Below are 24,505 nucleotides of genomic sequence, written 5' to 3'. Positions count from 1 at the left end.
CGTCCCGCCTTCAGTCGCCGGCGCGGGGTGGACGCCGCTGCGCCCAGTCCCGGTCCCGGGCGGCCTGGGCTTCGCGGACCTCGCCGGACCAGCGCTCCCAGTCGGGATCGGCGGCCTGCGGGCGCCGGCGGGCTCGCGTTGCCGCCGTCTTGCGCCGCGCCTCGTCGGCCGCCTTCTGCCGCAGCACCTCCTCCACCGTCACCGGCTCCGGGGCGGGCCTGGGCGTCGCCCAGGCGTAGGCCCGCCCGGCGGCCCGGCGCGGCCGGGCGCGGTCCGGGCCGGTGTTCGGGCCGGTGTTCGGGCCAGTGTTCGGGCCGGTGTCCGGGCGACGGGCATCCGCCAGGACGATCGCGTCGGCGAGGCTGAGACCGGCGGCGGCGGCCACCCGGGTCGCGGCTGCGCGTCCGGCCGCGCGCTCGCCGGGCGTGGCCCCGCGCTCCATCAGTGCCCGACACTTCGCGAACCGGTCGCGATCCAGGATTCCTGCAGCCATGGTCCACCCGAACGATGGGCCACCCTAGCGCCAACGGCGACGGCGTGCCCCGGTCGCGCGCGGCCGTCCACAGCGCGGGCCGGGTGCGCCTCGGCACCGCGGAACCGGCCGGATCGTTCCATGGAGGAACCGGGCCCCAGGCCCGCAGCCATCGCAGGTGACGATCCGATCCCAATCCGCCGATCCCAACCCGCCGATCCCAGCCCGGTCGAGGAGATTCCGATGATTGCCGCAGGTCCGTTTCGCTGGCTCCTGACCCTCGTCGCGATGGTTTCGCCCGTCTTCGCCGCTGCGACCTGCAGCGCCGCCGAGCGGAGCGGCCTTCAGCCGGACGCCGAGACCCACGTGGTGTATCGCCACTTCCTGTAGGTCCCGGCCACCTTTAGGTCCCGGGCGGAGCCGGGAGGGCGTTCAGGCCGCGCCGGCCTTGCCGACGACGATGGTGGACCCCTCGATCAGCGAGAACAGGATCCCGGCCGCGCGCAGCGCGGCGACGGCCCGGTGCCGGCTGGACGAGCCGAGGGTCTCCGCGCCCCCCTCCAGGCGCCGGATCGTCGAGAAGGAGAGCCCGCTGGCCCGGGACAGGTCGGTCATGGACCAGTCGAGAAGGGCGCGCGCGGCGCGGATGTGATGCCCTTCGAGGCGCTGCTCCAGCCCCTCCAGCAGCGGGCCCGAGGCCCGCACCGGCAATCCGGCCGGGCCGATGTAGTTGGTCCAGTGCTCGAGCGCGCCCTGCCGATCGAGGACCGGGATCATGACCATGCGGTACGGGACGGTCTCGCCGTTGGCCAGGGTCAGGGTCGGCATCGTGTGGACGATCTGGTGTGTCTGGTAGAGCTCGCGGCCGTAGTCGCGCCAGTGACGCCGCTCGGCCGCGACGACGGGCCGGGTCGGTTCGCCGAGCAGCTCGTCCTCGGGAAGCCCCACCAATTCCAGCCATTCCGGCGAGAAGGTCTGGAAGGGGTAGATCGCGGTGGTCGAGGTGAAGGCCCGCACCCGCTCGAAGATGGCGCGCTCGCGCCGACGCTGCGCCGCATGGGCCCGGGCCAGAACCTCGCGGTCGCTGACGTCGATCAGCACCCCGTGGGCCCGCAGGGGCCGGCCCGTGGGGGAGACGATGATCTCGCCGCGGCTCATGACGGTGCGCAGGGTCGAGTCCGGCCTCAGGATCCGGAAGGTCTGCTCGGTCAGGGTGCCGGCGTGTTCGATGGCGGCGGGACTCATCGTCGGCGGGCGGTCCGCCGGGTGGATCAGGCTGTGGAGAAGGCGGTAATCGGCCCGGACGGTGCCGCTGGGCACGCCCAGGATGGTGAAGAGCCCCGGGGACCAGGTGTGCTCGTTCTCGGCGAATCCCCAGGTCCAGGATCCCGTCAGGCCGAAGCCTTCGAGCAGGCGCAGGGTCTCGGCGGAGGAAAGTGGGGGAACCATGGGGTCTCGGGGACGGACGTCCAGGCGCAGGTCGATCGTTCGAGCTGGGAAAAGCTTACGAGGTCTGTGCCGGATTGTCCAGTTTACGCAAAGCCTATACTGGTCTTCTCGTGACGTCTGTTCTTGCCTAAAGCTGGAGAAAAAGGCTCGGCGCATCCCCTCGGCGGACGGGGCCTCGACTCCCGGGGCGCTGCGTCCCATCCTCCCCGGGCGAGGCGGCGTCACCGCCCGAGACCATGAGCCCGCGATGCGCCCTGCCGATCCGGCACCGTCGTCCGCCCGTCCCTTCGGAGCGTTCCTGGCGCCGCGTGCCGCGCCGACGCCCCTGCGTCGCCGCCTGACCGCGGAGACCTGCGCGCCCGAGCCCGCCTGCGTCGCCGCCTGCCTGGAGGCGGTGACGACGGATCCCGAGGCCGCGGCGGCGACCGCGCGCCTCGTGCACGACCTCGTCGGGCGCCTGCGCGCCCAGGGCCCGGTGGGCGGGGTCCAGGGCCTGCTGCGGGAATACAGCCTCTCGACGGAGGAGGGCGTGGCCCTGATGTGCCTCGCCGAGGCGCTGCTGCGCATTCCCGATCCGGAGACCCGCGACGCGCTGATCCGCGACACGATCGGGCACGGGGACTGGGCGGCCCATCTCGGGCACAGCCCCTCGCTCTTCGTGAACGCCGCCACCTGGGGGCTGGTGCTCACCGGGCGCCTCGCCCAGGCCGCGGAGGGCCCCGCGGCGGGGCTGTCCGGCACCCTCGCCCGGGTCGTCGCCCGGGGCGGCGAGCCCCTGGTCCGCGAGGGCGTCGACCGCGCCATGCGGCTCATGGGCGGCCAGTACGTCACCGGCGAGACCATCGCGCAGGCCCTGCGCCAGGCCCGCCAGCAGGAGGCGCGCGGCTTCACCCACTCCTTCGACATGCTCGGCGAGGCGGCGATGACCGCGGCCGATGCCGCGCGCTACGCGGCCGACTACACCCACGCCATCCACGCCATCGGGGCGGCCTCGGCGGGGCGCGGCCTCTTCGCCGGCCCCGGCATCTCGATCAAGCTCTCGGCCCTGCATCCGCGCTACGTCCGCGCCCAGCGCGACCGGGTGATGGCCGAGCTCCTGCCCCGCGTCGCCGCCCTGGCGCGTCTCGCCCGCCACTACGACATCGGCCTCAACATCGACGCCGAGGAGGCCGACCGCGCCGACCTCTCCCTCGACATCCTGGAGGCCCTCTGCGCCGACCCGGACCTCGCCGGCTGGAACGGCCTCGGCTTCGTGGTGCAGGCCTACCAGAAGCGGGCGCTGACGCTGATCGCGGTCCTCGTCGACCTGGCCCGCCGCTCCGGGCGCCGCCTCATGGTCCGCCTCGTCAAGGGCGCCTACTGGGACACCGAGATCAAGCGGGCGCAGGTGGCGGGCCTGGAGGACTTCCCCGTCTTCACCCGCAAGGTCCACACCGACCTGTCGTACCGTGCCTGCGCGGAGCGGATGCTCGCCGCCCCCGACGCGATCTTTCCGCAATTCGCCACCCACAACGCCCAGACCCTGGCCGCCCTCCACATCCTGGCGGGGCCCGACTTCCAGCTCGGGCGCTACGAGTTCCAGTGCCTGCACGGCATGGGCGAGGCCCTCTACGACGCGGTGGTGGGACCGGACGGCCTCGACCGGCCCTGCCGGATCTACGCGCCGGTGGGGAGCCACGAGACGCTGCTCGCCTACCTCGTGCGCCGCCTCCTCGAGAACGGCGCCAATTCCTCCTTCGTCCACCGGGTCACGGATGCGCGCGTGGCCGTGGCCGACCTCGCCGCCGACCCGGTCGCGACGGTGCGGGCCGCGCAGCCCCTCGGCGCGCCCCACCCGGCGATCCGGAAGCCCCGCGACCTCTTCCCCGACCGGGCCGCGGCCGCCGGCCTCGACCTGTCCGACGAGCAGGCCCTGGCCGATCTCGCCGGCCAACTGGCGGCGGAGGGCGCGCGTCCCTGGCGCGCGGTGCCGATGCTGGCCGAGGCCGACCGCACCGGGCCGGCCCGGGACGTCCGCAACCCGGCCGACCGGGCGGACCGCGTCGGCACCGTGGTGGAGGCCGGGCCGGACTGCGTGGGGGAGGCCCTGGCCCAGGCCGGGACCGGCGCGGCGGCCTGGGCCGCGCGGCCGGGGGCGGCCCGGGCGGCGATCCTCGAGGCGGCGGCCGATGCGCTCGACGCGCGCCGGACCGCGCTGATCGGCCTCCTCGTCCGCGAGGCGGGCAAGTCGGCCGCCAACGCGCTGGCGGAGGTGCGGGAGGCGGTGGACTTCCTGCGCTACTACGCCGGCCAGGCCCGGGACTTCGCCCCCGCCACGCACCGGCCCCTCGGGGTCGTCGCCTGCATCAGCCCCTGGAACTTCCCCCTGGCGATCTTCACCGGCCAGGTGGCGGCGGCGCTCGCCGCGGGCAACGGCGTCCTGGCCAAGCCGGCCGAGGAGACCCCGCTGGTCGCCGCCGAGGCGGTGCGGATCCTGCGCGCGGCCGGGGTGCCGGCGGGCGCCCTGCAGCTCCTGCCCGGCGACGGCGAGACCGGGGCCGCCCTCGTCGCCGACCCGCGCGTGAACGGCGTCCTGTTCACCGGCTCCACCGCGGTGGCGGCGGGCATCCAGGGGATCCTCGCGCGGCGCCTGAACCCGGATGGCCAGCCCGTGCCCCTGGTGGCCGAGACCGGGGGGCTGAACGCCCTGGTCGTCGATTCCTCGGCCCTCACCGAGCAGGTGGTGGCCGACACCCTGGTCTCGGCCTTCGATTCCGCGGGCCAGCGCTGCTCGGCCCTGCGCCTGCTGGCGCTGCAGGCGGAGATCGCCGACCGGACGCTGACCATGCTGAAGGGGGCGCTCGCCGAGTGGCGCGTCGGCAACCCGGACCGGCTCGCCACCGATATCGGCCCGGTGATCGGCGCGGAGGCGCGCGACGCCATCGAGGCCCATGTCGCGGCGATGCGCGCCGCCGGATACCCCGTGCACCGGGCGCCCCTGCCGGACGGCTGCGACCGGGGCACCTTCGTCGCCCCGACCGTGATCGAGATCCCCTCCGTCGCCGCCCTCACCCGCGAGGTCTTCGGCCCGGTGCTGCACGTGGTGCGCTTCGCGCGCGCCGCCTTCGCGGCGACGATCGCGGCCGTCGACGCCACCGGCTACGGCCTGACCTTCGGGGTCCAGAGCCGCCTCGACACCGCGATCGCACGGGCCTGCGCCCTGAGCGCGGCGGGCAACCTCTACGTGAACCGCAACCTCGTCGGGGCCGTGGTCGGGGTGCAGCCCTTCGGCGGGCACGGCCTCTCCGGCACCGGCCCCAAGGCCGGCGGCCCGCTCATCCTGCGGCGCCTCCTCGCCGCCGCCCCGGCCGGAACCGGCCTGCCCCCCGGGCCGCCCGCCCCGGCGGCCGAGGCCTGGGTCCGGTGGCTGCGCGACCAGGGCCGGCCCGGGGAGGCCGAGAGCGCCGCGGAGCTGATCGCCCGAAGCCCGGTGGGCGGCGGGCTCCTGCTGCCGAGGCCGGTGGGGGAGGAGAACCGCTACGACCTGCAGCCCCGCGGCACGATCCTGTGCCGGGCGGACACCGGGCCGGGCCTCGCGACCCAGATCGGCGCGGCGCTCGCCACCGGCAACCGGGTCGTCCTCGATCCCACCGCGCCGGCCCGGGCGCTCCTCGCCGCCCTGCCCCATGATACCGTTCACGATCGAGCTCATGACCTGGCGGCGTTCATCCGGGGCGCCGATCCGGAGACCGTGGCCGACGCGGTGCTGTGGGAGGGCGGGTCCGAAGCCCTGACGGCCTTCGCCGCGGCCCTGGCCGCCCGGCCCGGGCCCCTGGTGGCGATCCACCGGCCCCGGCCCGACCCGGCCGCCGGCACCGGGGCCTACCCGGTGGAGGGCCTGGTCCGCGAGCGCGTGGTCAGCCTCAACACGGCGGCCGCCGGCGGCAATGCCAGCCTGATGACCCTGGAGGCGTGAGGTCGAAACCCGTGGGATCGCGCGGGCGCGTGGGCGGCCAGGGCCTCGGGTTTGGCGCCCACGTTGCAATCGGGCGCCAAACCCGCGACCCTGGCCGCCCGCATCCCCGCCCCGGACGCCTCTCAAGGCCCTCATCCGCACAGCATGTCCGCGTTCACCTTCATCCATGCCGCCGACCTGCATCTCGGCAGCCCGCTCAGCGGCCTCGCCCTCAAGGACCCCGACATCGCCCGGCGCTTCGCCTCGGCCGGGCGCCGGGCCTTCGAGGATCTCGTCACCCTGGCGATCGAGCGGGGCGTCGCCTTCCTGATCGTGGCCGGCGACGTCTATGACGGCGACTGGTCCGACAACACCATCGGGCTGTTCTTCGCCCGGCAGGTCGCCCGCCTCGACCGGGCCGGCATCCCCGTCATCCTGGTGCGCGGCAACCACGACGCCGAGAGCGTCATCACCCGCGCGATCACCCTGCCGGATTCCGTGCGCAGCTTCCCGGCGACCCGGGCCGAGACCCACCGCCTCGAGGCCTTCAAGGTGGCGCTGCACGGGCGCAGCTTCCCCAACCGGGCGGTGGAGGAGAACTACGCCCTCACCTATCCGGCCGCCCTGCCGGGCTGGTTCAACATCGGCATCCTGCACACCTCCTGCACCGGCCACGCGGCCCACGCCACCTACGCCCCCTGCTCGGTGGCGGACCTGGCGGGGCGGGGCTACGCCTACTGGGCGCTGGGCCACGTGCACGACTACGCCGAGCTCTCCCGCGATCCCTGGATCGTGTTTCCGGGCAACCTCCAGGGCCGCAGCATCCGCGAATCCGGGGCGAAGGGCGCCGTCGCGGTGTCCGTCGCCGACGGGCGGGTGCAGGGCGTCGAGCGCCTCATCGTCGACCAGGCCCGCTTCCATCCCCTCGAGGTCGATCTCTCCGGCGTCCCGGACGAGCGCGCGGCGGTCGCCCTGGTCGAGGCGGCCCTGCGCCCCCTGGCGGAGGCCGCCGCGGCGCGCCTCATCGCCGTGCGGGTGCGCCTGCGGGGGGAGACCCCCGCCCATGATCGCCTTGCGGCCGACCGCGACGGGCTCACCGCCGAGATCCAGGCCGCCGCCCACCGCATCCACGAGGACATCTGGCTGGAGCGCCTGAAGATCGAGACCGCCCGCCCGCGCCGGCCCGTCGCGGAGGCCCGCCCGGACGCCTTCGCGGCCATCGACCCCGCCACCCTGCTGGCAGTCGTGGACCACGAGCCGGACTTCCGCGCCCGCGCCCGGGCGGCGCTCGCCGAGATCGCCGCCAAGATGCCGGCCGGCCTCGCCGCCGAGGACGACCTCGCCGCCGATCTCGAGGCCCTGTGCGCGGAGGCCGAGGCGGTGATCCTCGGGCGCCTGTCCGGGCGGAGCTGCTGACCGCGCGCCGTCGAACGCCCTTCCGCCGGCACGCGGTCCCCCGAGGTTCCCGAAGTCCCTCCCCAAACCCTTCCAAAAACCTCTCCCCAAGGTTCCGATGCGTCTCCTCTCCCTCGCCCTCGAACGCTACGGCCCCTTCACGGACCGCACCGTCACGTTCCGCGAGGACGCGCGCCTGCACGTGGTGCTGGGGGCCAACGAGGCCGGCAAGAGCTCGGCGCTCAGCGCCGTCACGGACCTCCTCTTCGGCATCGAGACGCGGACCCGCTACGACTTCCTGCACGACATGCCGCAGATGCGGATCGGCGCCGAGATCCGCGCCGCCGACGGGCGCCGCCTCGGCTTCCGGCGGCGCAAGGGCAACCGGAACACCCTCGTGGACGCCGCCGACGCGGCCTTGCCCGAGGATGCCCTGGCGCCCTTCCTCGGCGGGCTGTCGCGGGAGGTGTTCTGCCGCGCCTTCGGCCTCGACGCCCGCGCTCTGCGGGCGGGTGCGGCCGAGATGATGGATGCCGAGGGCGAGGTCGGCGCCAGCCTGTTCGCGGCGGCCTCGGGCCTGCGCGGCTACAGCGGCCTCCAGGCCGAGCTCGAGACCGAGGCCGCCGGCATCTTCATGCCGCGCGCCGCCCAGAGCCGGACCTTCTACCAGGCGCTCCAGCGCTACGACGAGGCCCGCAAGGCGATCCGGGCCGGCGAGCTCAGGGCCGGCGACTGGCGCGACCTCAACGGCGAGATCGAGGGCGCCGGGGCGACCCTCGTCGCCCTCAAGGCCGAGCGGGCGCGCATCGCCGCCGAGCAGGCCCGGCTCACCCGCCTGCGCCGGGTCGGCCCGCTTCTCCAGGCCATCGATGCGGCCGCCGCCCGCGCCGAGACCGAGCCCGGCCTGATCGCGGTGCCGGAGGCCTGGATCGACCGCCTCGGCCAGGCCCTGGCGGCCCTGCGCACCACGGCGGAGGCCGCGTCCCGTACCCGGGCCGCCGCCGCGGAGGCGGCCCTCGCCCTGGAACAGGTGCCGGTGGAGGAGGGCGTGCTCGCCCGGGCCGACGAGATCCTGGAGGCGTTCCGCGGCACCGACCGCTTCGACAAGGGCGGCATCGACCTGCCCCGCATCCAGGGGGAGGCCGATGCCTTCGCGCGCGAGCTCGCCCAGCTCGCGGCCCGGATCGGCCTGCCGGATGCCGAGGCCCTGCGCGCCCGCCAGCCCTCCGACGCGGCCCGCACCCGCATCGAGGGCCTGATCCGCGCCGGCCGCGAGGACGCCGCCACGATCGCCCGGCTGCGCCAGGACCTCGCCGCCCGCGAGGCCGAGCGGGACCGCCTCGCCGCCGCCACGGCGGGCGCGGGCGCCCTCGCCGATCCGGCGCCCCTGCGGGCCGACCTGAAGGCCTTCGCGGGCCTGCGCCGCGACCTCGACCGGCGCGACGACCTCGACGCCGCCCTCACCCGCGAGGCCGCCTCGATCCGGACCCAGGCCGGCCGGCTCAGCCCGCCGATCCCCGATCTCGACGCCTACGCCGCCGGGCGCCCGCCCTCGGCCGAAGCGGTGGCGCGCTACCGGCGCAGCCTCGACGGGGCTCTGCGCGAGCGCGACCGGGCGGCCGACCGCCTGGCGGCGGCGCAGGCGGCGGTGGCCCAGCGCCGCGCCCGCCTGGAGGCCCGCGCCGCCGGCCGGCCGATCCCGAGCCTGGCGGATCTCCTGGCCCTGCGGGCCCGCCGCGACGCCCTCCTGGCCGACCTGCCCGGGGGTGCCCCCGACCTCCTCGCCCGCTTCGGCGCGGCCCTCGCCGCCGCCGACCGGGCGGCCGACGACCTCGTGAGCGACGCCGCCCGGGTCGCCGAGCAGGGGGCCGACACCCGCAGCCTCGCGGCCGAGCAGGCCGAGGCCGCCGCGGCGGACGAGGCCCTCGCCGCCTGCGAGGCGCGCCTCGCCGAGGGCGCCGCCGCTTGGCAGGCGGCCTGGGCCCCCTGCGGGATCGCGCCCGCCCCCCCGGCCGAGATGGCCGCCTGGCTCACGGAGGTCGAGACCCTGCAGGATTCCGCGCAGGGGCTGGAGACCACCCGGCTGGAACAGGCCCGCATGGCCGCCCGGGTCGAGGCCTGCCGGGCACCCCTGGCCGCGCTCAGCCGCCGGGCCGGCCTGCCCGACCTCGACGGCCTCGATCTCGGCCGGATGCTCGCCCGGCTCGAGGACCGGGTCGGCGAGCTGGCCCTGCGCTGGGAGGCGGTGCGCGAGGCCAAGACCCGCGCCGAGACCGCCGCCGAGCAGATCGCCCGTACGGCGGCGGCCCTCGCCGAGGCCCGGGCCCGCGAGGCCGCCTGGCGCACGGCCTGGGGCCCCGCCCTCGCCGATCTCGGCCTGGCGGCCGAGGCCACGCCGGACGAGGCCGAGGCGGCGCTGGTCGCCTGGCGGGCGGTGCCGGCGGCCCTGTCCGAGCGCGACAACCGCCTCGGCCGGGTCAACGGCATCGCGCGCGACATCGGGGTCTATCGCGAGGCGGTGGCGTGCCTGACCGCGGCGGTGGCGCCCGATCTCGCCGCCCTGCCCCCCACCGCCGCCATGAAGGCGCTGCACACCCGCCTGCAGGATGCCCTCCGGGGCGAGACCCGCCGGGCCGAGCTGGCCCGCCAGCGCGATGCCGCCGGGGCGGCCCAGGCGCAGGCGGCCCGGGCGGCGCAGGCCGCGGCGGCCGACATGGCCGCCCTCATGGCCGAGGGGCCGGCGGCCGGGCTGCCCCCCGGCACCGACCCGGAGGCCCTCCACGGGCGCCTCACCGACCGCCGGGCCTGCCAGGCCGAGCTGGCCGAGCGCCGGGCCGAGCTGGCCCGGGCGGCCGACGGCCTCGCCGAGGCGGATCTCCGGGCGGACCTCGCCGCCCTCACGGGCGACGACATCGAGGGCGCGCTCGCCAACCTGGCGGCGGAGGCCGAGGACCTGGATCAGCGCGGACAGCGCGCCTTCGCCGATCGCGACCGGCACGAGCGCCGCCGGGCCGAGCTCGAGGGCGGCATCGGGGCCGAGCTGGCGCTCGCCCAGCGCAAGGCGGCGGAGGCCGAACTCCAGGCCAATGCCCGGCACTGGGCGGTGCTGAAGCTCGCGAGCCTGATGCTCGGCACGGCCATCGGCCGCCACCGGGCCGGCCAGCAGGACCCGCTGCTCACCCGGTCCGGCGCCCTGTTCGGCGCGCTGACGGGAGGCGCCTTCGCGGGCCTCGCCCAGGATTACGACGCCGCCGACACCCCCCGCCTCGCGGGGCGCCGGGCCTCGGGCGAGCTCGTGCCCGTGGAGGGCCTGAGCGAGGGCACCCGCGACCAGCTCTACCTCGCCCTGCGGCTGGCCTACCTGGAGGACTACGCCGCCCGCGCCGAGCCCGCCCCCTTCATCGGCGACGACCTGTTCCTCACCTTCGACGACGCCCGCACCGCCCACGGCCTCGAGGCTCTGGCGGCGGTGGGCGACACGATCCAGCCGATCCTGTTCACCCACCACCGCCACGTGGCGGACCTGGCCCGGGCGCGCCTGGGGGATGCGGTGGACGTGCTCGACCTGTGAGGGCCGACGCCCCGCTTCGGGCGCGGCGCGCTCAGAACCGGTAGCCGAGGCCCGCGCCGACGATGAGCATGTCCAGGTCGGCCGACACCCGCACGCCGGCGATCGTGTAGGACTGGCGCGGCACGAAGACGTACTTCACCGCGACGTTCCCGAACCAGTTGCCGCCGAGGTGATAATCCAGGCCCGCCTGGAGCACGGGGCTGACCAGCGACTCGAGGGTGAAATTCGGAATTTTCTGCTCGGGGTCGATCGCGATGGGCGTGGTCACGGCGACGCCGACCCCGAAATAGGGATTGAGACGCGCGCCGGGCAGGACGTGATACTGCACGGTCGCCACGGCGCCGGCGTTCCAGACCGATCCGATCGCGATGTCGCCGACCCGCGAGTTCCGGATCTTCGGGCGGGTCCGGATCGGGCCCGCCTGACCCTCGATGGCGATGTGATCCGTCAGGAAATACGCGATGTCGCCGTCCGGCAGGAGGGCGGTGGGCGTCTTGCTCTGTCCGCCGATCACGGTGATGCGGGAGCTTTGCTCGGTGGGAACGCTACCCGAGATGCGACCGCGCACGAGCCAGTCCCCGGCCCGCAAGCCGCGATCGACGCCGACGGGCTCCGCCGCCGGAGATCCGGGCGGCTCTGCCGCCCGTGCCAGGCCAGCACCGGCCGCACTCGCGAGGACGACGACCAGGACCGAACCGAGGGACGAGGCGAGCGTCGACATGGGGCGTGCTTTCGAAGGTCCGGACCGCACGACGATCCCGGGCACCGGGGCCTGGGCGGCGAACCGTGCGGACAGGTCTCGCGCGGCACACCCGGTCGCCGGACTGCCTCGGAACATTGAACGGATCGACTGAAAAAACTCTTAAGCATGCTGCTTGCAACGTCTTTAAACTTCTCACTCTACAATATTGAGAATGGCTCAGTTTGAGCTGTATTTGTTCATTCGTCGGAGTGTGTTCAGTCTTCACCTTTATGCGGCGGCGCGCAAACGGGTTGTGTCCGTAGATGTATGAAACGAAAAGTTTTAAGGCCGGCGCCTGCAGAGGCCGGATTTGTCTTGAGGACGGTGGCGTTGTGTCTGGAGGCGAAGGTCCGTGATACTTGATATTCACACGCTTCACTTTGCCAGTGCTGCAAGCCGGTGCGCCTACGTCGTCGTCTTCCTTGTGATGGCCCTCAGCCAGCGCCAGCAGACCTATCTCTGGCAATGGATGGGTGCCATGGGCACGTCGATGCTGGGCTCGCTCATCATGATGCACGTCCCATCGGCGGATTCATCGCCCGTCTGGATCACGATCGTGGCCTACTGGCTCTATGCCGCGAGTCTGGTCCTGTCCTGGACGGGCCTGCGCAGCTTCTTCGGCCGTCCCGTTCGGATCGATGTCGGGATCTGTCTCGTCGCCCTCCCGGGCGTCCTCTACCCCACCCTGCTCTCGGCCGGCGTCGCCAACCGGCTGGCGCTCGCGTCCGTCTTCGCCTCCTGCCTCGGGCTCGCTCTCCTGGCGGCCTACGAAACCCTGCGCCTCGCGCCGGGCGTCGAACGACTGTGGTCGCAATCCATCGAGACCGTGGCCTTCGCGTCCTATTCGCTGATCTTCCTTGTCTCCATCGGGATCCTCGTCGGCACCGATTGGCCGATGGCCTCGTCCGAGAGCGAACGCACGTCCATGGTCGTGGATCAGGTCATGGGGGTCTTCATCTATTTCGGCTACATCGCGATGGCGGCCGAGCGTGCCAATCGCAGGCTGCTGCGTCAGGCCGAGACCGACCCGCTCACGGGCCTGTCCAACCGCCGCGGCCTGCAGAAGATGCTGCGCCGTCGCTTCCCGGTCCCGGGCCGGCAGTCCCTGGGCAGCGTCCTCATCCTGGACATCGATCACTTCAAGGCGATCAACGACGGCCACGGCCACGAAAGCGGGGACCTCGTCCTGGCGACGTTCGCGGCCCGGTTGCAGGCGACGCTCCGGGCCACGGACCTGATCGCCCGATGGGGCGGCGAGGAATTTCTCGTCGTCCTCCCGCGCACCGAACCGCAGGACCTTCGCCTGATCGCCGAACGCCTGAGGTCGGCGGTCGCCGAAGAGCCCTTTCCGCTCCCCTCCGGTGTCCTGACGGTCACCGTGAGTATCGGCGCCGCCAGGATGGGGCTGGACGAGGCGAGCTTCGAGGAAGCGACGCGACAGGCCGACACCGCGCTCTACCGGGCGAAGGCCGAGGGGCGGAACCGCGTCTGCTTCGAGGCCCAGCCTCCGCCGACGCCCGGCGTGGCGGCGCAAGCCGCCGATCCGGCGTTCGCCGGCCAACCTTGCGCCGGCCACCCCTTCGCCGACTTGCCCCCCGCCGACCTGCGCGTAGCCTAGGACGGGTCGGGACCGGGCCGCGTCCCTCGGGTGTCGTCCGGGAACGGCGTCGGCGGCCCTGGTCACGGGTCCGTTCCGGCGGCGAGCCGGTCGAAGCCGTCGCGGGGGCCGGACGCGGGCGCCCGGCGCCTGCGCCACAAGGCACGGCCGAGGAGCAGGCCGAGCCGCCGGCAGAACAGCGTGAGACCCAGGCACCAGGCCAGGCCCGCCAGCAGGGCGCTCGCGAGGGCCGTGAGGCCGGCACCGAGGGCCAGGGCGCCGCGGCCGAGGAGCGCGAGGGCGGCGCGGGTGCGGGGGCCGAGGCGCTCGCTGAGGCGGACCGCGCGGGCGACGTCGGTGGGGTCCCGGGCGAGGCCGAGCACCTGCATCACCCCGCGCTGGCCGGTGCGCCGGCCGAGGGCGAGGGAATCGGTGGCGAGGGTCGTCAGGCGCGCCACCGTGCCGGGGCGGACGGCGAGGCCCGCGGCCGTCCGGGCCCCGGCGAAGTCGAGGCGGGCGGAGGCGCCGACCGCCCGGGCCAGGGCCTCCCCGTCGAGGCCCGCCCGCACCGTGCGCCCGAGGCTCGCCGCCAGGGCGGGCGAGAGCCGGCCGCCGCGCCGCGCCGCCTTCAGCACGGTCATGCCGGCGCGCGGGGCCGCCCCCGCCCCGGCCGTCCAGGTGGCGGCGGTGAGCGGCAGGCCGACCAGGGCCATCCCGAGGAGGAGCGGGTCATAGGGCTCGGAGCGGGCGTAGCGGCCGCCTTCGCGCAGGAGGTCGCGCAGGTCGCCGATGCCGGTGACGTCGGCCGCGAGGGAGCCGGCGAGGCCCGCCGTCCCCTCCGCGTTGCCCGAGAGCGCCCCGGCCGCGAAGTCCCGGGCGGCGCGGCCCATCCGGCCCTGCGCCAGGGCCTCCGCGCGGGCCCGGCGGGCCGGATCGACGGGCAGGCCGCGCGCCTCGGCCAGGGCCAGGAAGCTCGAGGCCAGATCCTCGTCCTCCGCCGCCACCGCGGCATCGAGGCCGGCCTCCAGGCGCTCTTGCGTCGCCGCGCGCTCCAGGCGGATCTCCGCCAGGGCGCCGGGATCCTCGGCCGCCGCGAGGAGACGGCCCGCGAGGTAGGCCGGCGCAAGCACGGGCGCCGCCGCGACCGCCAGGACCGCCCCGCTCGCCAGGAGGCCGATCCAGCCCGTCAGGAGGCCGATCCAGCTCGCGGCCGCGCGTATCCGCTTCATCTGCGCCTCCGTCCCGATCGCCCGGGCTCAAGTGGGGACGCGGCGCGGCGCGCGCAGCCCCGCCTCCGCCGTCAGGAGGCCTCGACGCCGTAGCGCTGGTGCAGGCTGCTGGCGAAGCGGTCGGCGAACTTGGCGGTGGCGACCGGGAGGGTGCGGCCGCGCAGCTGCGCCAGGATCAGCGCCATCGGGGCGAGGTCGCGCGCGTCGATGGGGCGGGAGCGCAGGCGGGGATCGTCGGGGATGCCGCTCGGGACCTGCAGGCTGACCGCGTCCTCGCGCAGGACGAGGTTGCGCAGGAACTCCAGGGAGCTCGACTCGATGACCGCGTTCACCGGCGCGCCCCGCCGGGCGAGGGCATCGTCGAAATGGTGGCGGATGGCGAGCGAGCGGTCCGGCAGCGCCATCGGGTGGGCGAGGCAGTCGCGCAGGCGCACCGGACCGGTCTGCGCCGCCAGCGGATGCTCGGCCCGCATCAGGGCGCACAGGGTCTGGCGGCAGGAGAACAGCACCTGCATGTCGGCCGAGGGCGGCGGCTGCAGCACGAGGGCGAGATCGGCCTCGAACTGCGCCAGCGCCGCCACCGCCTGGACGTGGTCGCGGACCTGCACGGTGAAGGTCACCTGCGGGAACTGCGCCCGGTAGGCCTCGACCTCGTCCGGCACCACGTGGTTGACGAAGGCCTGGCTGCAGGCCAGCGCCACGTGCCCGCGCCGGACCCCGGACAGGTCGGCGATCTGCGAGCGCACCCGCTCCAGGTCGGCGCGCTGGTCGCGGATGTGACGCACCAGCAATTCGCCGGCCGCGTTGAGGCGCATGCCCTGGGCCACCCGCTCGAAGATCGGCGTGCCGAGCTCGTATTCGAGGTCCTGGATCTGCCGGGTCAGGGCGGACGGCGTGATGTTCAGCCGCTCCGCCGCCCGGCGGATCGCCCCGTGGCGCGCCACTTCCGCCACGTAGGTGAGGATGCGTAGGTGCTTCATGGTCCGGGTCCGCCGCTCCCGCCTGTGTTGCCTGAAGCGCAACGGGCCAGTCAAGAAACAGCACTCGCGTGCAACACCGGCCGGTTCTAGCGTCGGTGGAGAGAATCGCTGTCCGGAGCCCTGCTCATGATCCGCCGTCGCACCCTCCTGGCCGGCCTCGGCGCCGGTCTCCTGGCAGCGCCCCTCGGCCTTCCCCGTCCGGCCCGGGCGCAGGCCCCCACGGTGATCCGGATGGGCTCCCTGAAGCTGATCCACTCGATCGCGCCGCACTTCTACGAGCAGTTCACCCCGGCGGGCTTCAAGGTCGAGGTCGTGCCCTTCGAGAGCCCCACCGAGTGCAAGAACGCGGTGGTGACGAAGTCGGTGGATTTCGGGACCTTCGGCATCGCCGCCGGCACCCTAGGGGCCGCCGCCGGCGAGCCCCTCGTCATCATCGCCTCCACCTGCAACCGCGGCATGGCGATCATCGCCAGGAAGGATGCGGGCATCGCCACGCTCAAGGACCTCAAGGGCAAGCGCGTCGCCCTGTGGCCCGGCTCGACCCAGGAGGTCTTCGCCCTGGAGCGCCTGCGCCAGGAGGGGATGAGCGTGAAGGACATCACCCCGGTGCGGATCTCGTTCTCGGAGATGCACATCGCCCTCGCGCGCGGCGACGTCGACGCCTATGTGGGCGCCGAGCCGGCCCCGGGCGTGAGTCTCGCCAGCGGCGTCGGCAGCCTCGTCGAGTATCCCTACGGCACCGAGATGGGCGCCCTCAACATGGTGTTCGGCGCCCATGCCGACACCACGGCGCAGCGGCCGGAGATCGTCCGCACCATGCTGGAGATCCACCGCAAGGCCACGGACTACGCGCAGGGCAACCGGGAGGCGATGATCGCCATGGCGGTGGCCAAGCTCGGGCAGAAGCGCGAGGCGCTGGAACTCTCCGCCCCGAATGTCGAGCTGAAATGGAAGCTCGGTGAGACCGAGATCGCCCAGGCCAAGGTCTATGCCGACCGCATGCTGGCGCTGAAGCAGATCAAGCGCCTCCCCGATTTCGCGACCTTCATCGACACCCGCTTCGTCGATGCCATGAGGGACGCGTGAGCGCCGCCCCGGCCGCCGTCGCGGCGGCGCCCGTGCCGAGCGCCCCGACGCGCCCGCGCCTCGCGGTGCCGTGGGGGCGCCTGCGCGCGGCGGCCCTGGCCCTGGCGATCCCCGCCGGGCTCGCAGTCGTTTGGCACCTCCTGACGACGGGGCGGCCCTACAGCCTGATCCCGCCGCCCGCGGAGGTCTGGACGGCGCTGGTCGACCTCGCCGTGGGGGGCATCAACGACGACGCCTTCAGCGCCACCCTGCTCACCCATCTGGGCGCCTCGCTCGCGCGGGTCTACGGGGGCTTCGCCCTGGCGGTTCTCTTCGCCCTGCCCCTCGGCCTCCTCATCGGCCGGGTGCCGCTGATGCGCCAACTCCTCGACCCGACCTTCCAGATCCTGCGGCCCGTGCCGGTCACCGCCTGGCTGCCGCTGGCCATGATCCTGTTCGGGCTCGGGCCGCGCTCGGCCTACTTCCTCGTCTTCCTCGGGGCGTTCTACCCGATCCTCGTCAACACCATCTTCGGGGTGCGCTCGGTGGAGCCGCGCCTGTTCGAGGCGGCCAGCATGCTCGGCTGCCGGGGCTCGGCCCAGTTCGCCCGGGTGGTCCTGCCCGCCGCCCTGCCGTCGATCTTCACCGGCCTGCGCCTCGGCCTCGGCTTCGCCTGGGTGGTCATCGTGGTCGGCGAGATGACCGGCGTGCAGACGGGTCTCGGCGCCATCATCATGGAGGCGCGCCAGCTCTCGCGCACCGAGATCGTCATCTGCGGCATGATCGTCATCGGCGTCGCGGGCTTCCTGTCGGACCGGATCGTGATGGAGATCGGCCGCCGGCTCCTCTCCTGGAGCCCGTCCCATGGGTGAGGTGCCGCGTGGTTTGGGGTTTGTGACTGAGGTGTCCCGTGGCTGAACCCACTCTCCCGATCCTCGAGATCCGCGACGTCGGCAAGACCTTCGCGGTGCAGGGCAAGACGGTGACGGCCTTGAAGGGGGCCAACCTCACGGTGAAGCGCGGCGCGTTCGTGTGCCTGCTGGGCGCCTCGGGCTGCGGCAAGTCCACCCTGCTGCGCATCGCCGCCGGCTTCGAGGCGCCCTCCTCCGGCGAGGCACTGATGTGGGGCCGGCCCATCGCGGGCCCCGACCCGTCGCGCGGCATGGTCTTCCAGGATTACGGCCTGTTCCCCTGGCTGAGCGTGCGCGACAACATCGGCTTCGGCCCGAAATCCCGCGGGCGTCCGGCGCCCGAGATCCGCGACACGGTGGCCCGCTACATCGACCTCGTGGGCCTCGGCCCCTTCGCGGACGCGCATCCCCACCAGCTCTCGGGCGGCATGAAGCAGCGCGTCGCCATCGCCCGGGTGCTCGCCAACGAGGCCGAGGTCGTGCTGATGGACGAGCCCTTCGGGGCGCTGGACGCCATGACCCGCGAGCGCCTGCAGGACGAACTCCTCGAGCTCTGGAGCCGCACCGGCCTCACCGTGCTGTTCGTCACCCACGCCATCGAGGAGGCGATCTTCCTGGCCGACCGCGTCGTGGTGATGTCGCCGAGCCCCGGCCGGATCGACGCCGTGCACGACATCGCCCTGCCCCGGCGCCGCGACGTCTCGAGCCCGGCCTTCAACGACATCCGCCGGATGCTCTCGGCCCAGCTCCACAGCCACCACGGCCGCGTCGCCGCGTGAGGCCCTGACGTCCGGAACGGACCCCTCTCCCGGCGACGGGGGGGAACGGGCGGCGCACGTCGCGCTCCGAGCTTCCACCCCAGGGTGCCGCACCGAACCCGCCATGCCCGGACCCCATGCCCGAATTCCCATGATCGAATCCCCATGACCGAACCGGATTTCTCGGATTCCCGCCGCCCCGAGCGGCGCCTCGCCTACCGCGCCGCCATCGACCGGCCGCGCCTCGTCCTGCCGGCGGGCAAGCACGTGGCGATCTGGCCGGTGGTGAACGTCGAGCACTGGCTCATCGACCACCCGATGCCGCGCCAGATCCTGGTGGCGCCGACCGGCGCGCCCCTGCTGCCCGACCTCGCCAACTGGGGCTGGCACGAATACGGGATGCGGGTCGGGTTCTGGCGTTTCCTGGCGGCGTTCCAGGTGCGGGGGATCCGCCCGACCCTGTCGATCAACGGCTCGGTCTGCGAGGCCTATCCCCGCCTGGCGCAGGAAGCCCACGCAGCCGGCTGGGAATTCATGGGCCACGGCTTCCACCAGGTCCCGACCCACCGCATCGCGGACGAGCCCGCGATGATCGCCCGGACCCTGGCGGCGATCCGCGCCGTGACGGGGGCGAACCCGCGCGGCTGGCTCGGCCCCGGCCTGACCGAGACCCTCGACACGCCGGACCACCTCGCCGCCGCTGGCCTCGACTATGTGGGCGACTGGGTGGTGGACGGCCGGCCCAGCCGCATCGCCACGGCGACGCGCCCGCTCATCGCCCTGCCCTACTCGGTGGAGCTCAACGACATCCCCCTGCTGGCGATCCAGCATCACCGCGCCGGCGAGTTCGTGGACCGGGCGCTGGCCCAGGTCGCGCGCCTCGCCGCGGAAGCGGCCGGCGACGGGCCGCTGGGCGGTGCCAAGGTGATGGGGTTCGCCATCCACCCCTACATCACCGGCGTGCCCCACCGCATCGGGCAGCTGGAACGGCTCCTCGACGCGCTGCTCGCCCGCGACGATGTCTGGTTCGCCCAAGGCGGCGACCTCGTGGACTGGTACCGGGGCACCGGCGATGAGGCTTGAGACCGACGGGACATCGCCGACGGATTGGCGCGACCTCGACCGCGCCGCCCTGAGCCGGGCCTACGACAATGCGGGGGCGGTCGCCGACAGCGCCGCCCGCCTCGCCGACTGGCGGGCGCGCAGCGCGGCCCTCCGGGCCCGACCGGGCCACCGTCTCGACCTGCCCTACGACCCGGGTCCGTCCCACGCTGCCGGTCCCCGGAATCGGATAGACCTGTTCGGCTGCGGACGCCCCGGCGCGCCGCTCCTGGCCTTCATCCATGGCGGCTACTGGCAGCGCAACGCCAAGGAGGGTTTCGCCTGCCTGGCCGAGGGGCCGCTCGCCCTCGGCCTCGACGTGGCCCTGATCGGCTACACCCTGGCGCCCGAGGCCTCGCTGACCCGGATCGCGGACGAGATCCGGGCGGCCCTGCGCGCCCTGCGGGCCCGCGACGCGGCCGCCGGCCTCGGCCGACGCCGCCTCGTGGTCTCCGGCTGGTCCGCCGGCGGACATCTCGCCGCCCTGGCGCTGGACGGGCCGGAAGCCGATGCGGGCCTCGCGATCAGCGGGATTTACGACCTCGCGCCGATCCGCCGGACCTCCCTCGACGACGCGCTCCGACTCACTCCCGGAGAGGTCGAGGCGCTGTCGCCGATTCACCGGGTGCCCCGCCGCGACGCCCCCCTGGTCGTCGCCTACGGGACCGACGAGTTGCCCGAGCTCCGGCGCCAGTCCCGGGATTACGCCGCGGCGCGGGCGGCCGCGGATGCGGAGACCCGCTGCGTCGCGCTCGACGGTGCGGATCATTTCTCGATCCTCGAGGCCCTGGCGCATCCGGACGGGCGCCTGGCCCGCATCGCCGCCGCGTTGGGCGAGTCCTGAGCCGTCCCGGACGCGGATCCCTCCCGCTCGTCACCTCCGGCCACCTGCGCCGCCGCCCGGTGCCGTGACGGCGCCCCAAGGCCCCGACCGCCGGCAGGCCGGCCGATCCTCCGACCCGGCCGGGTCCGGGGTAGGCGCGTCATCGTGAGCCGCGGATGGACCGTTCTCATGGAAAGTTAATGCGCGGCCCCGTCGAAGCGGCGTAGCTTCGGTTTTGGCTTCGATCTCGGCTTCGGTTTCGGATGTACAGGCCGTCGCACTCACGCCGTCGGGACGACGGGGATGCGATGCAGGTCCCGCCCGTCCGCATCCCGGATCACGAGATCCCAGGCGCCCTCGACATGGACCAGTTCGCCGCCCCTGCGAAGTTCCTCGATGACCAGCGCGGCCTGGGCGATGGCCTCGGCGAGGTCGGCCGCTTCGGCGCCGCGCGCGTCGGGCATCGTGGTCCGGCCATCGGTGAGATCGAAATGAAAGTGCATCGGAAAAGGCCCTCGGGACGCAGGGACGGGCATGGGCCTGTCGCCCCCGCTGGCCTGCCGCCCGAATTGCCGCGCGTCCGTTCCCGACTGGAGGAAATCCAGGCCTCAGGGGTGGGGCGACGGGTCAGTCAAGCGAAGGCCGTGGCGTACTCGGTGACGGATGTCGTTGCTCAATCCCGATTAACTTCAGGTAGAATTAAGCGCCTTGTTCATCGAAGATGCAATTGGCGAACAGGATAGGCAATTGCGCTAGAAGCAGGTATTGACAATCGGTCTTGAATAATACTTTTTGTCTTTTGTGCACTGCAAAAACGTGTCGTGGCATTGAGGGGCGCCGACCGATGACTGTGTTCGACGGATATCTTGCCGTTTCCGAAAACGAGGCGGCCGGAGCCGAGACCCCGCCTGACGAGCAGGTCCTGGCGCTGCGCGCCCATATCCGGACCGTTCTCCGAAGCCTGGTGGCCGCGACCCTGCCGGCCTGCTGATCCCCCCGCCAGCGCGCGGGCCGTCGCCTGCTCAGGCGGGGAAGCCGTCGCGCAGGCCGCTCACAACGGTCTCCGGCGAAACGGACGTCTCCCGCCGGGCCACATTTTTCGCGCCAAGCCTTACTTTTCGCGCCAAGCCTTACTTTTCGCGCCAAGCCTTGGCGATCTGGTCGGTGAGCGGCTTGGTCAGGTAGCTGAGCACCGAGCGGTTGCCGAGCTGCATGAAGGTCTCGACCGGCATGCCCGGGACCAGGCGGGCGGTGCCGAGGCGCTCCTTCTGGTCCTCGGGCACCCGGATGCGGGCGGTGTAGTAGCTCATCCCGGTCTTGGGGTCGGAGGTGACGTCGGCCGAGACCCGCGACACCACCCCGTCGATCTCCGGCGTGGTGCGCTGGTTGAAGGCCGAGAAGCGCAGCACCGCCGCCTGGTCGAGGCGGACGTTGTCGATGTCCTGCGGCTGGATCTTCACCTCCACCGCGAGCTGGTCCGCCTCCGGCACGATCAGCATGGCGGGCTCGGAGGGCGTCACCAGCCCGCCGATCGTGTGCACCGTCATCTGGTGCACGGTGCCCGATTGCGGGGCGCGCATGTCGACGCGCTTGAGCTGGTCCTCGGCGGCGACGCGCTTCTCGACGTATTCCGACCATTTGCCCCGGATCTCGGCGAGATCCTTGCCGGTCTCGGTGCGCATGTCGCCGTCGATCTGCAGGATCTGCAGCTCGGTCTCGGCGATCTTGCCCCGGGCCGAGGCCGTCGAGGCCAGGAGCTGCCCGCGCTCGCCGTCGAGGCGCGCGGCGTCGCGCTCCAGGGCGTTGACCCGGGCCAGCGGCACGAGGTTCTTGGCGTAGAGTTCGCGCACGCCCTGCAGCTCGCCGGTGATGAAGCCGACCTCGCGGGCCTTGGCCGCGACCTGCTCGGTCAGGCCCTTGATCTCCTCGCGCAGCTGCTGGACGCGCTCGCGCAGCTGCGCCTTCTGGCCCTCGCGGCCGGCGACGCGGGACCGGAACAGCCGGGTCTCGCCCTCGAGCAGGTGGGCCACCGAGGGATCGCTGTCCTTGCGGGCCAGCAGGTCCGGCGGGAAGGTGATGGCGGCGGCGCCGTCGCGCTCGGCCTCGTCGCGGGCGCGACGGGCGGAGAGCTCGTCCAGGGCCTTCAGGATGATGTCGAGATTGGCCCGGGTCTGGGTCTCGTCCAGACGGATCAGGATGTCGCCGGCCTTGACGCGCATGCCGTCGCGCACCCGCAGCTCGCCGACGACGCCGCCGGTGGGGTGCTGTACCTTCTTCACGTCGGATTCGACCACGAGCTGGCCCGGCGCGATCACCGCACCGGAGATCTGCGTGAAGGTCGCCCAGCCGCCCACGCCCACCACCAGCACCGCGCCCAGGGCGACGCCGAGGGCGAGGTGGCGGCGGATCGAGCCCTGCGCGGTGGGACGCGGGGCCGTGAGGGCGGGATGCAGGTCGACGGGGCTGAGGGCGACGGACATCAGGCACTCTCCTGCAGGGCGCCGGGGCCGGCCTGCTTGTCCACGGGGCGGGCCTCAACGGGGACCGAGGCCGGGCGCAGCACGCGCTTGAGGACCTCGTCCTTCGGGCCGAAGGCCTGCGCCCGGCCTTCCGCCATCATCAGGATGAGGTCGACCGCCCCCAGCGCCGACGGCCGGTGGGCGATGACGATGCAGATGCCGCCGCGGCGGCGCACCCCGATGATCGCCTGGGTCAGGGCGTTCTCGCCCTCGGCGTCGAGATTGGCGTTGGGCTCGTCGAGGATGACCAGGAAGGGATCGCCGTAGAGGGCCCGCGCGAGGCCGACGCGCTGGCGCTGGCCGGCGGAGAGGCCGGCGCCGCCCTCGCCGATGCGGGTGTCGTAGCCCTCCGACAGGCGCAGGATCAGCTCGTGCACGCCGGCCGCGCGGGCGGCTGCGATCACCGCCTCGGAGGGGGCCTGCGGATCGAAGCGGGCGATGTTCTCCGCCACCGTGCCGGCGAACAGCTCCACCTCCTGGGGCAGGAAGCCGACATGGGGCCCGAGATCGTCGGCCGACCACTGGTCGAGGGCGGCACCGTCGAGGCGGACCTTGCCGCGCACGGCCGGCCAGACCCCGACGAGGGCGCGCACGAGGCTCGACTTGCCCGAGGCCGAGGGGCCGATGACGCCGAGGCCCTGGCCGGCCTGGAGGGCGAAGCTGACGTCCTGGACCACGAGGCGGGGGGTTCCGGGCGGGGCGACGCTGATGCTCTCGACCTGCAGCGAGCGGGATGGTGCCGGGAGCGCATGCGGCTGCGCGCCGGCGGGCATGCGGGCGAAGAGATCGGACAGGCGGGCCCAGGACTGGCGTGCCTGGACGAAGCCCTTCCAGTTGGCGATGGCGAGCTCCGCCGGGGCCAGGGCCCGGGCCACCAGGATCGAGGAGGCGATGATGATGCCGGCGGAGGCCAGGCCGTTGATCACCAGGTAGGCGCCCAGCGCCAGCACCCCGGACTGCAGGGCGGTGCGGAACACCTTGGAGCCGGCGCCGTAGCCGCCGGCGATGTCGGAGGCGCGCTGCTGGGACTGCATGTAGTCGCGGTTGGCCAGGGCCCAGCGGGTCCCGAAGCGTCCCTGCATGCCCATGGCGGCCAGCACCTCGGCGTTGCGGCGGCCGGCCTCGGCCAGGCCGTTCCGACGCAGGCCGTGGGCGGTGGCGGTCTGGGCCGGGTGCCGGGTGGCCCTATCGGTGAGAAGCCCAAGGGTGGCGAGGACGGCCGCGCCCACGAGGGCGGCGACGCCGATCAGCGGATGGAACAGGAAGCAGATCAGGAGATAGATCGGCATCCAGGGAAGGTCGAAGAAGGCGGAGGGGCCCGAGCCGCCGAGGAAGGCCCGCAGCTGGTCGAGGTCGCGCAGGGGCAGGAGGCCGTCGCCCGGGGCGGCCCCCTTCAGGGGCGCGCGCACCACGATGTCGAAGACCCGCCCGCTCAGGGATTCGTCCAGGGCCGCGCCGATGCGGGCCAGGATGCGCGAGCGCAGGGCTTCGAGCAGTCCCTGGAAGATGTAGAGCACGAGGGCCAGGATGCAGAGGCCGATCAGGGTCGGGACCGACCGGCTCGGAATCACCCGGTCGTAGACCTCGAGCATGAAGAACGAGCCGGTGAGATAGAGCACGTTGACGAGCCCGCTCATGGCGGCCACGCCGATGAAGGCCGTCCGGCACTGCGCCAGTGCCGAGGCCAGCTCGGCGGAATCCCGGGCCTGCGTCACGATCTGCTTCCTTCCCGGCGGCGCCGGTGCGGCCCGCCCCTCTCCACAACTGTATTTTGAGCGCGCCACTTAGTCGTTGCAAGTGTCTCCGCGCCCAGATGCCCACTCGTGCACGCGCGTAATCAATCGGGATTACATCCGATACCGAAGCCGAGCGCGCTGCGAGGTCGGGGCCGAGATCGGGGCGAAGACGTCCCGCGACGCGACCGCCGCGCATTCCATAGGCATGTGGCAATCGTGTGAA

General features: G+C 73.7%; 19 protein-coding genes. 11 read left to right on the top strand and 8 right to left on the bottom strand.

Annotated features, from left to right (window positions below):
- Positions 1 to 10: 10 nt before the first annotated feature.
- Positions 11 to 493: a hypothetical protein gene (locus tag AC1MGR_RS13585; RefSeq protein WP_480231926.1), complete on the bottom strand. Its 483-nt coding sequence runs from the start codon at positions 491 to 493 to the stop codon at positions 11 to 13.
- 222 nt (positions 494 to 715) lie between these two features.
- On the opposite strand from AC1MGR_RS13585, the gene AC1MGR_RS13580 reads away from it, so the two are divergent.
- Positions 716 to 862, top strand: a complete 147-nt coding sequence (locus tag AC1MGR_RS13580; protein ID WP_181259656.1) for a hypothetical protein — start codon at positions 716 to 718, stop codon at positions 860 to 862.
- A 42-nt stretch (positions 863 to 904) separates the two neighbouring features.
- Here the strand turns inward: AC1MGR_RS13580 and AC1MGR_RS13575 are convergent, their stop codons facing one another.
- The gene (locus AC1MGR_RS13575) at positions 905 to 1,921 is read right to left on the bottom strand and encodes a PAS domain-containing protein (protein WP_108036326.1); all 1,017 of its coding nucleotides are present in this window, start codon (positions 1,919 to 1,921) and stop codon (positions 905 to 907) included.
- Positions 1,922 to 2,168: 247 nt separating this feature from the next.
- On the opposite strand from AC1MGR_RS13575, the gene putA reads away from it, so the two are divergent.
- From putA to AC1MGR_RS13560, 3 genes are all read left to right on the top strand, one after another.
- Positions 2,169 to 5,876 carry a bifunctional proline dehydrogenase/L-glutamate gamma-semialdehyde dehydrogenase PutA gene (gene putA, locus AC1MGR_RS13570; protein ID WP_480231925.1) on the top strand — a complete coding sequence of 1,236 codons (3,708 nt, stop codon included), beginning with the start codon at positions 2,169 to 2,171 and terminating at the stop codon, positions 5,874 to 5,876.
- Positions 5,877 to 6,020: 144 nt separating this feature from the next.
- Entirely contained in the window at positions 6,021 to 7,271 is a 1,251-nt protein-coding gene (locus AC1MGR_RS13565) for a metallophosphoesterase family protein (protein ID WP_480231924.1), read from the top strand.
- Positions 7,272 to 7,368: 97 nt separating this feature from the next.
- Positions 7,369 to 10,821, top strand: a complete 3,453-nt coding sequence (locus AC1MGR_RS13560) for an AAA family ATPase (RefSeq protein ID WP_480231923.1) — start codon at positions 7,369 to 7,371, stop codon at positions 10,819 to 10,821.
- A 31-nt stretch (positions 10,822 to 10,852) separates the two neighbouring features.
- Here the strand turns inward: AC1MGR_RS13560 and AC1MGR_RS13555 are convergent, their stop codons facing one another.
- Positions 10,853 to 11,542: an OmpW family outer membrane protein gene (locus tag AC1MGR_RS13555; RefSeq protein WP_181259657.1), complete on the bottom strand. Its 690-nt coding sequence runs from the start codon at positions 11,540 to 11,542 to the stop codon at positions 10,853 to 10,855.
- Positions 11,543 to 11,990: 448 nt separating this feature from the next.
- Here AC1MGR_RS13555 and AC1MGR_RS13550 point away from each other — a divergent pair, with 448 nt between their 5' ends.
- Entirely contained in the window at positions 11,991 to 13,181 is a 1,191-nt protein-coding gene (locus AC1MGR_RS13550) for a GGDEF domain-containing protein (RefSeq protein ID WP_480231922.1), read from the top strand.
- A 62-nt stretch (positions 13,182 to 13,243) separates the two neighbouring features.
- Here the strand turns inward: AC1MGR_RS13550 and AC1MGR_RS13545 are convergent, their stop codons facing one another.
- Positions 13,244 to 14,389, bottom strand: a complete 1,146-nt coding sequence (locus AC1MGR_RS13545) for a hypothetical protein (protein ID WP_480231921.1) — start codon at positions 14,387 to 14,389, stop codon at positions 13,244 to 13,246.
- A 71-nt stretch (positions 14,390 to 14,460) separates the two neighbouring features.
- Positions 14,461 to 15,369 carry a LysR family transcriptional regulator gene (locus AC1MGR_RS13540; protein ID WP_108036340.1) on the bottom strand — a complete coding sequence of 303 codons (909 nt, stop codon included), beginning with the start codon at positions 15,367 to 15,369 and terminating at the stop codon, positions 14,461 to 14,463.
- A 126-nt stretch (positions 15,370 to 15,495) separates the two neighbouring features.
- On the opposite strand from AC1MGR_RS13540, the gene AC1MGR_RS13535 reads away from it, so the two are divergent.
- The 5 genes from AC1MGR_RS13535 (at position 15,496) to AC1MGR_RS13515 (ending at position 20,048) form a co-directional block, all read left to right on the top strand.
- Positions 15,496 to 16,455 (top strand): NrtA/SsuA/CpmA family ABC transporter substrate-binding protein, encoded by a 960-nt coding sequence (locus tag AC1MGR_RS13535; protein ID WP_108036342.1) that lies wholly within the window; start codon positions 15,496 to 15,498, stop codon positions 16,453 to 16,455.
- The gene (locus AC1MGR_RS13530; RefSeq protein WP_480231920.1) at positions 16,452 to 17,306 is read left to right on the top strand and encodes an ABC transporter permease; all 855 of its coding nucleotides are present in this window, start codon (positions 16,452 to 16,454) and stop codon (positions 17,304 to 17,306) included. The genes AC1MGR_RS13535 and AC1MGR_RS13530 overlap by 4 nt, the downstream gene beginning before the upstream one ends.
- Before the next feature lie 38 nt (positions 17,307 to 17,344).
- Positions 17,345 to 18,124, top strand: a complete 780-nt coding sequence (locus AC1MGR_RS13525; RefSeq protein WP_108036346.1) for an ABC transporter ATP-binding protein — start codon at positions 17,345 to 17,347, stop codon at positions 18,122 to 18,124.
- 144 nt (positions 18,125 to 18,268) lie between these two features.
- On the top strand, positions 18,269 to 19,186 hold the full coding sequence (locus tag AC1MGR_RS13520) for a polysaccharide deacetylase family protein (protein ID WP_480231919.1): 918 nt from the start codon (positions 18,269 to 18,271) through the stop codon (positions 19,184 to 19,186).
- Positions 19,176 to 20,048, top strand: coding sequence for an alpha/beta hydrolase (locus tag AC1MGR_RS13515; RefSeq protein WP_480231918.1), 873 nt, complete (start codon positions 19,176 to 19,178; stop codon positions 20,046 to 20,048). The genes AC1MGR_RS13520 and AC1MGR_RS13515 overlap by 11 nt, the downstream gene beginning before the upstream one ends.
- Before the next feature lie 260 nt (positions 20,049 to 20,308).
- Here the strand turns inward: AC1MGR_RS13515 and AC1MGR_RS13510 are convergent, their stop codons facing one another.
- Positions 20,309 to 20,530 carry a DUF6894 family protein gene (locus AC1MGR_RS13510; protein ID WP_108036352.1) on the bottom strand — a complete coding sequence of 74 codons (222 nt, stop codon included), beginning with the start codon at positions 20,528 to 20,530 and terminating at the stop codon, positions 20,309 to 20,311.
- Between the two features lie 341 nt (positions 20,531 to 20,871).
- On the opposite strand from AC1MGR_RS13510, the gene AC1MGR_RS13505 reads away from it, so the two are divergent.
- Positions 20,872 to 21,018, top strand: coding sequence for a hypothetical protein (locus AC1MGR_RS13505; RefSeq protein ID WP_480231917.1), 147 nt, complete (start codon positions 20,872 to 20,874; stop codon positions 21,016 to 21,018).
- 139 nt (positions 21,019 to 21,157) lie between these two features.
- Here AC1MGR_RS13505 and AC1MGR_RS13500 read toward each other — a convergent pair whose 3' ends face one another.
- Both AC1MGR_RS13500 and AC1MGR_RS13495 read right to left on the bottom strand, forming a co-directional pair.
- On the bottom strand, positions 21,158 to 22,507 hold the full coding sequence (locus AC1MGR_RS13500; protein WP_108036354.1) for an HlyD family type I secretion periplasmic adaptor subunit: 1,350 nt from the start codon (positions 22,505 to 22,507) through the stop codon (positions 21,158 to 21,160).
- A complete protein-coding gene (locus AC1MGR_RS13495; RefSeq protein ID WP_480234795.1) occupies positions 22,507 to 24,264 on the bottom strand; it encodes a type I secretion system permease/ATPase in 1,758 nt (585 codons plus the stop codon). The genes AC1MGR_RS13500 and AC1MGR_RS13495 overlap by 1 nt, the downstream gene beginning before the upstream one ends.
- Positions 24,265 to 24,505 lie beyond the last annotated feature (241 nt).

The organism is Methylobacterium sp. BI1, from assembly GCF_056680125.1.
Note: the sequence above shows the minus strand (reverse complement) of the source record. Positions and strands in the feature narration are given on the sequence as shown.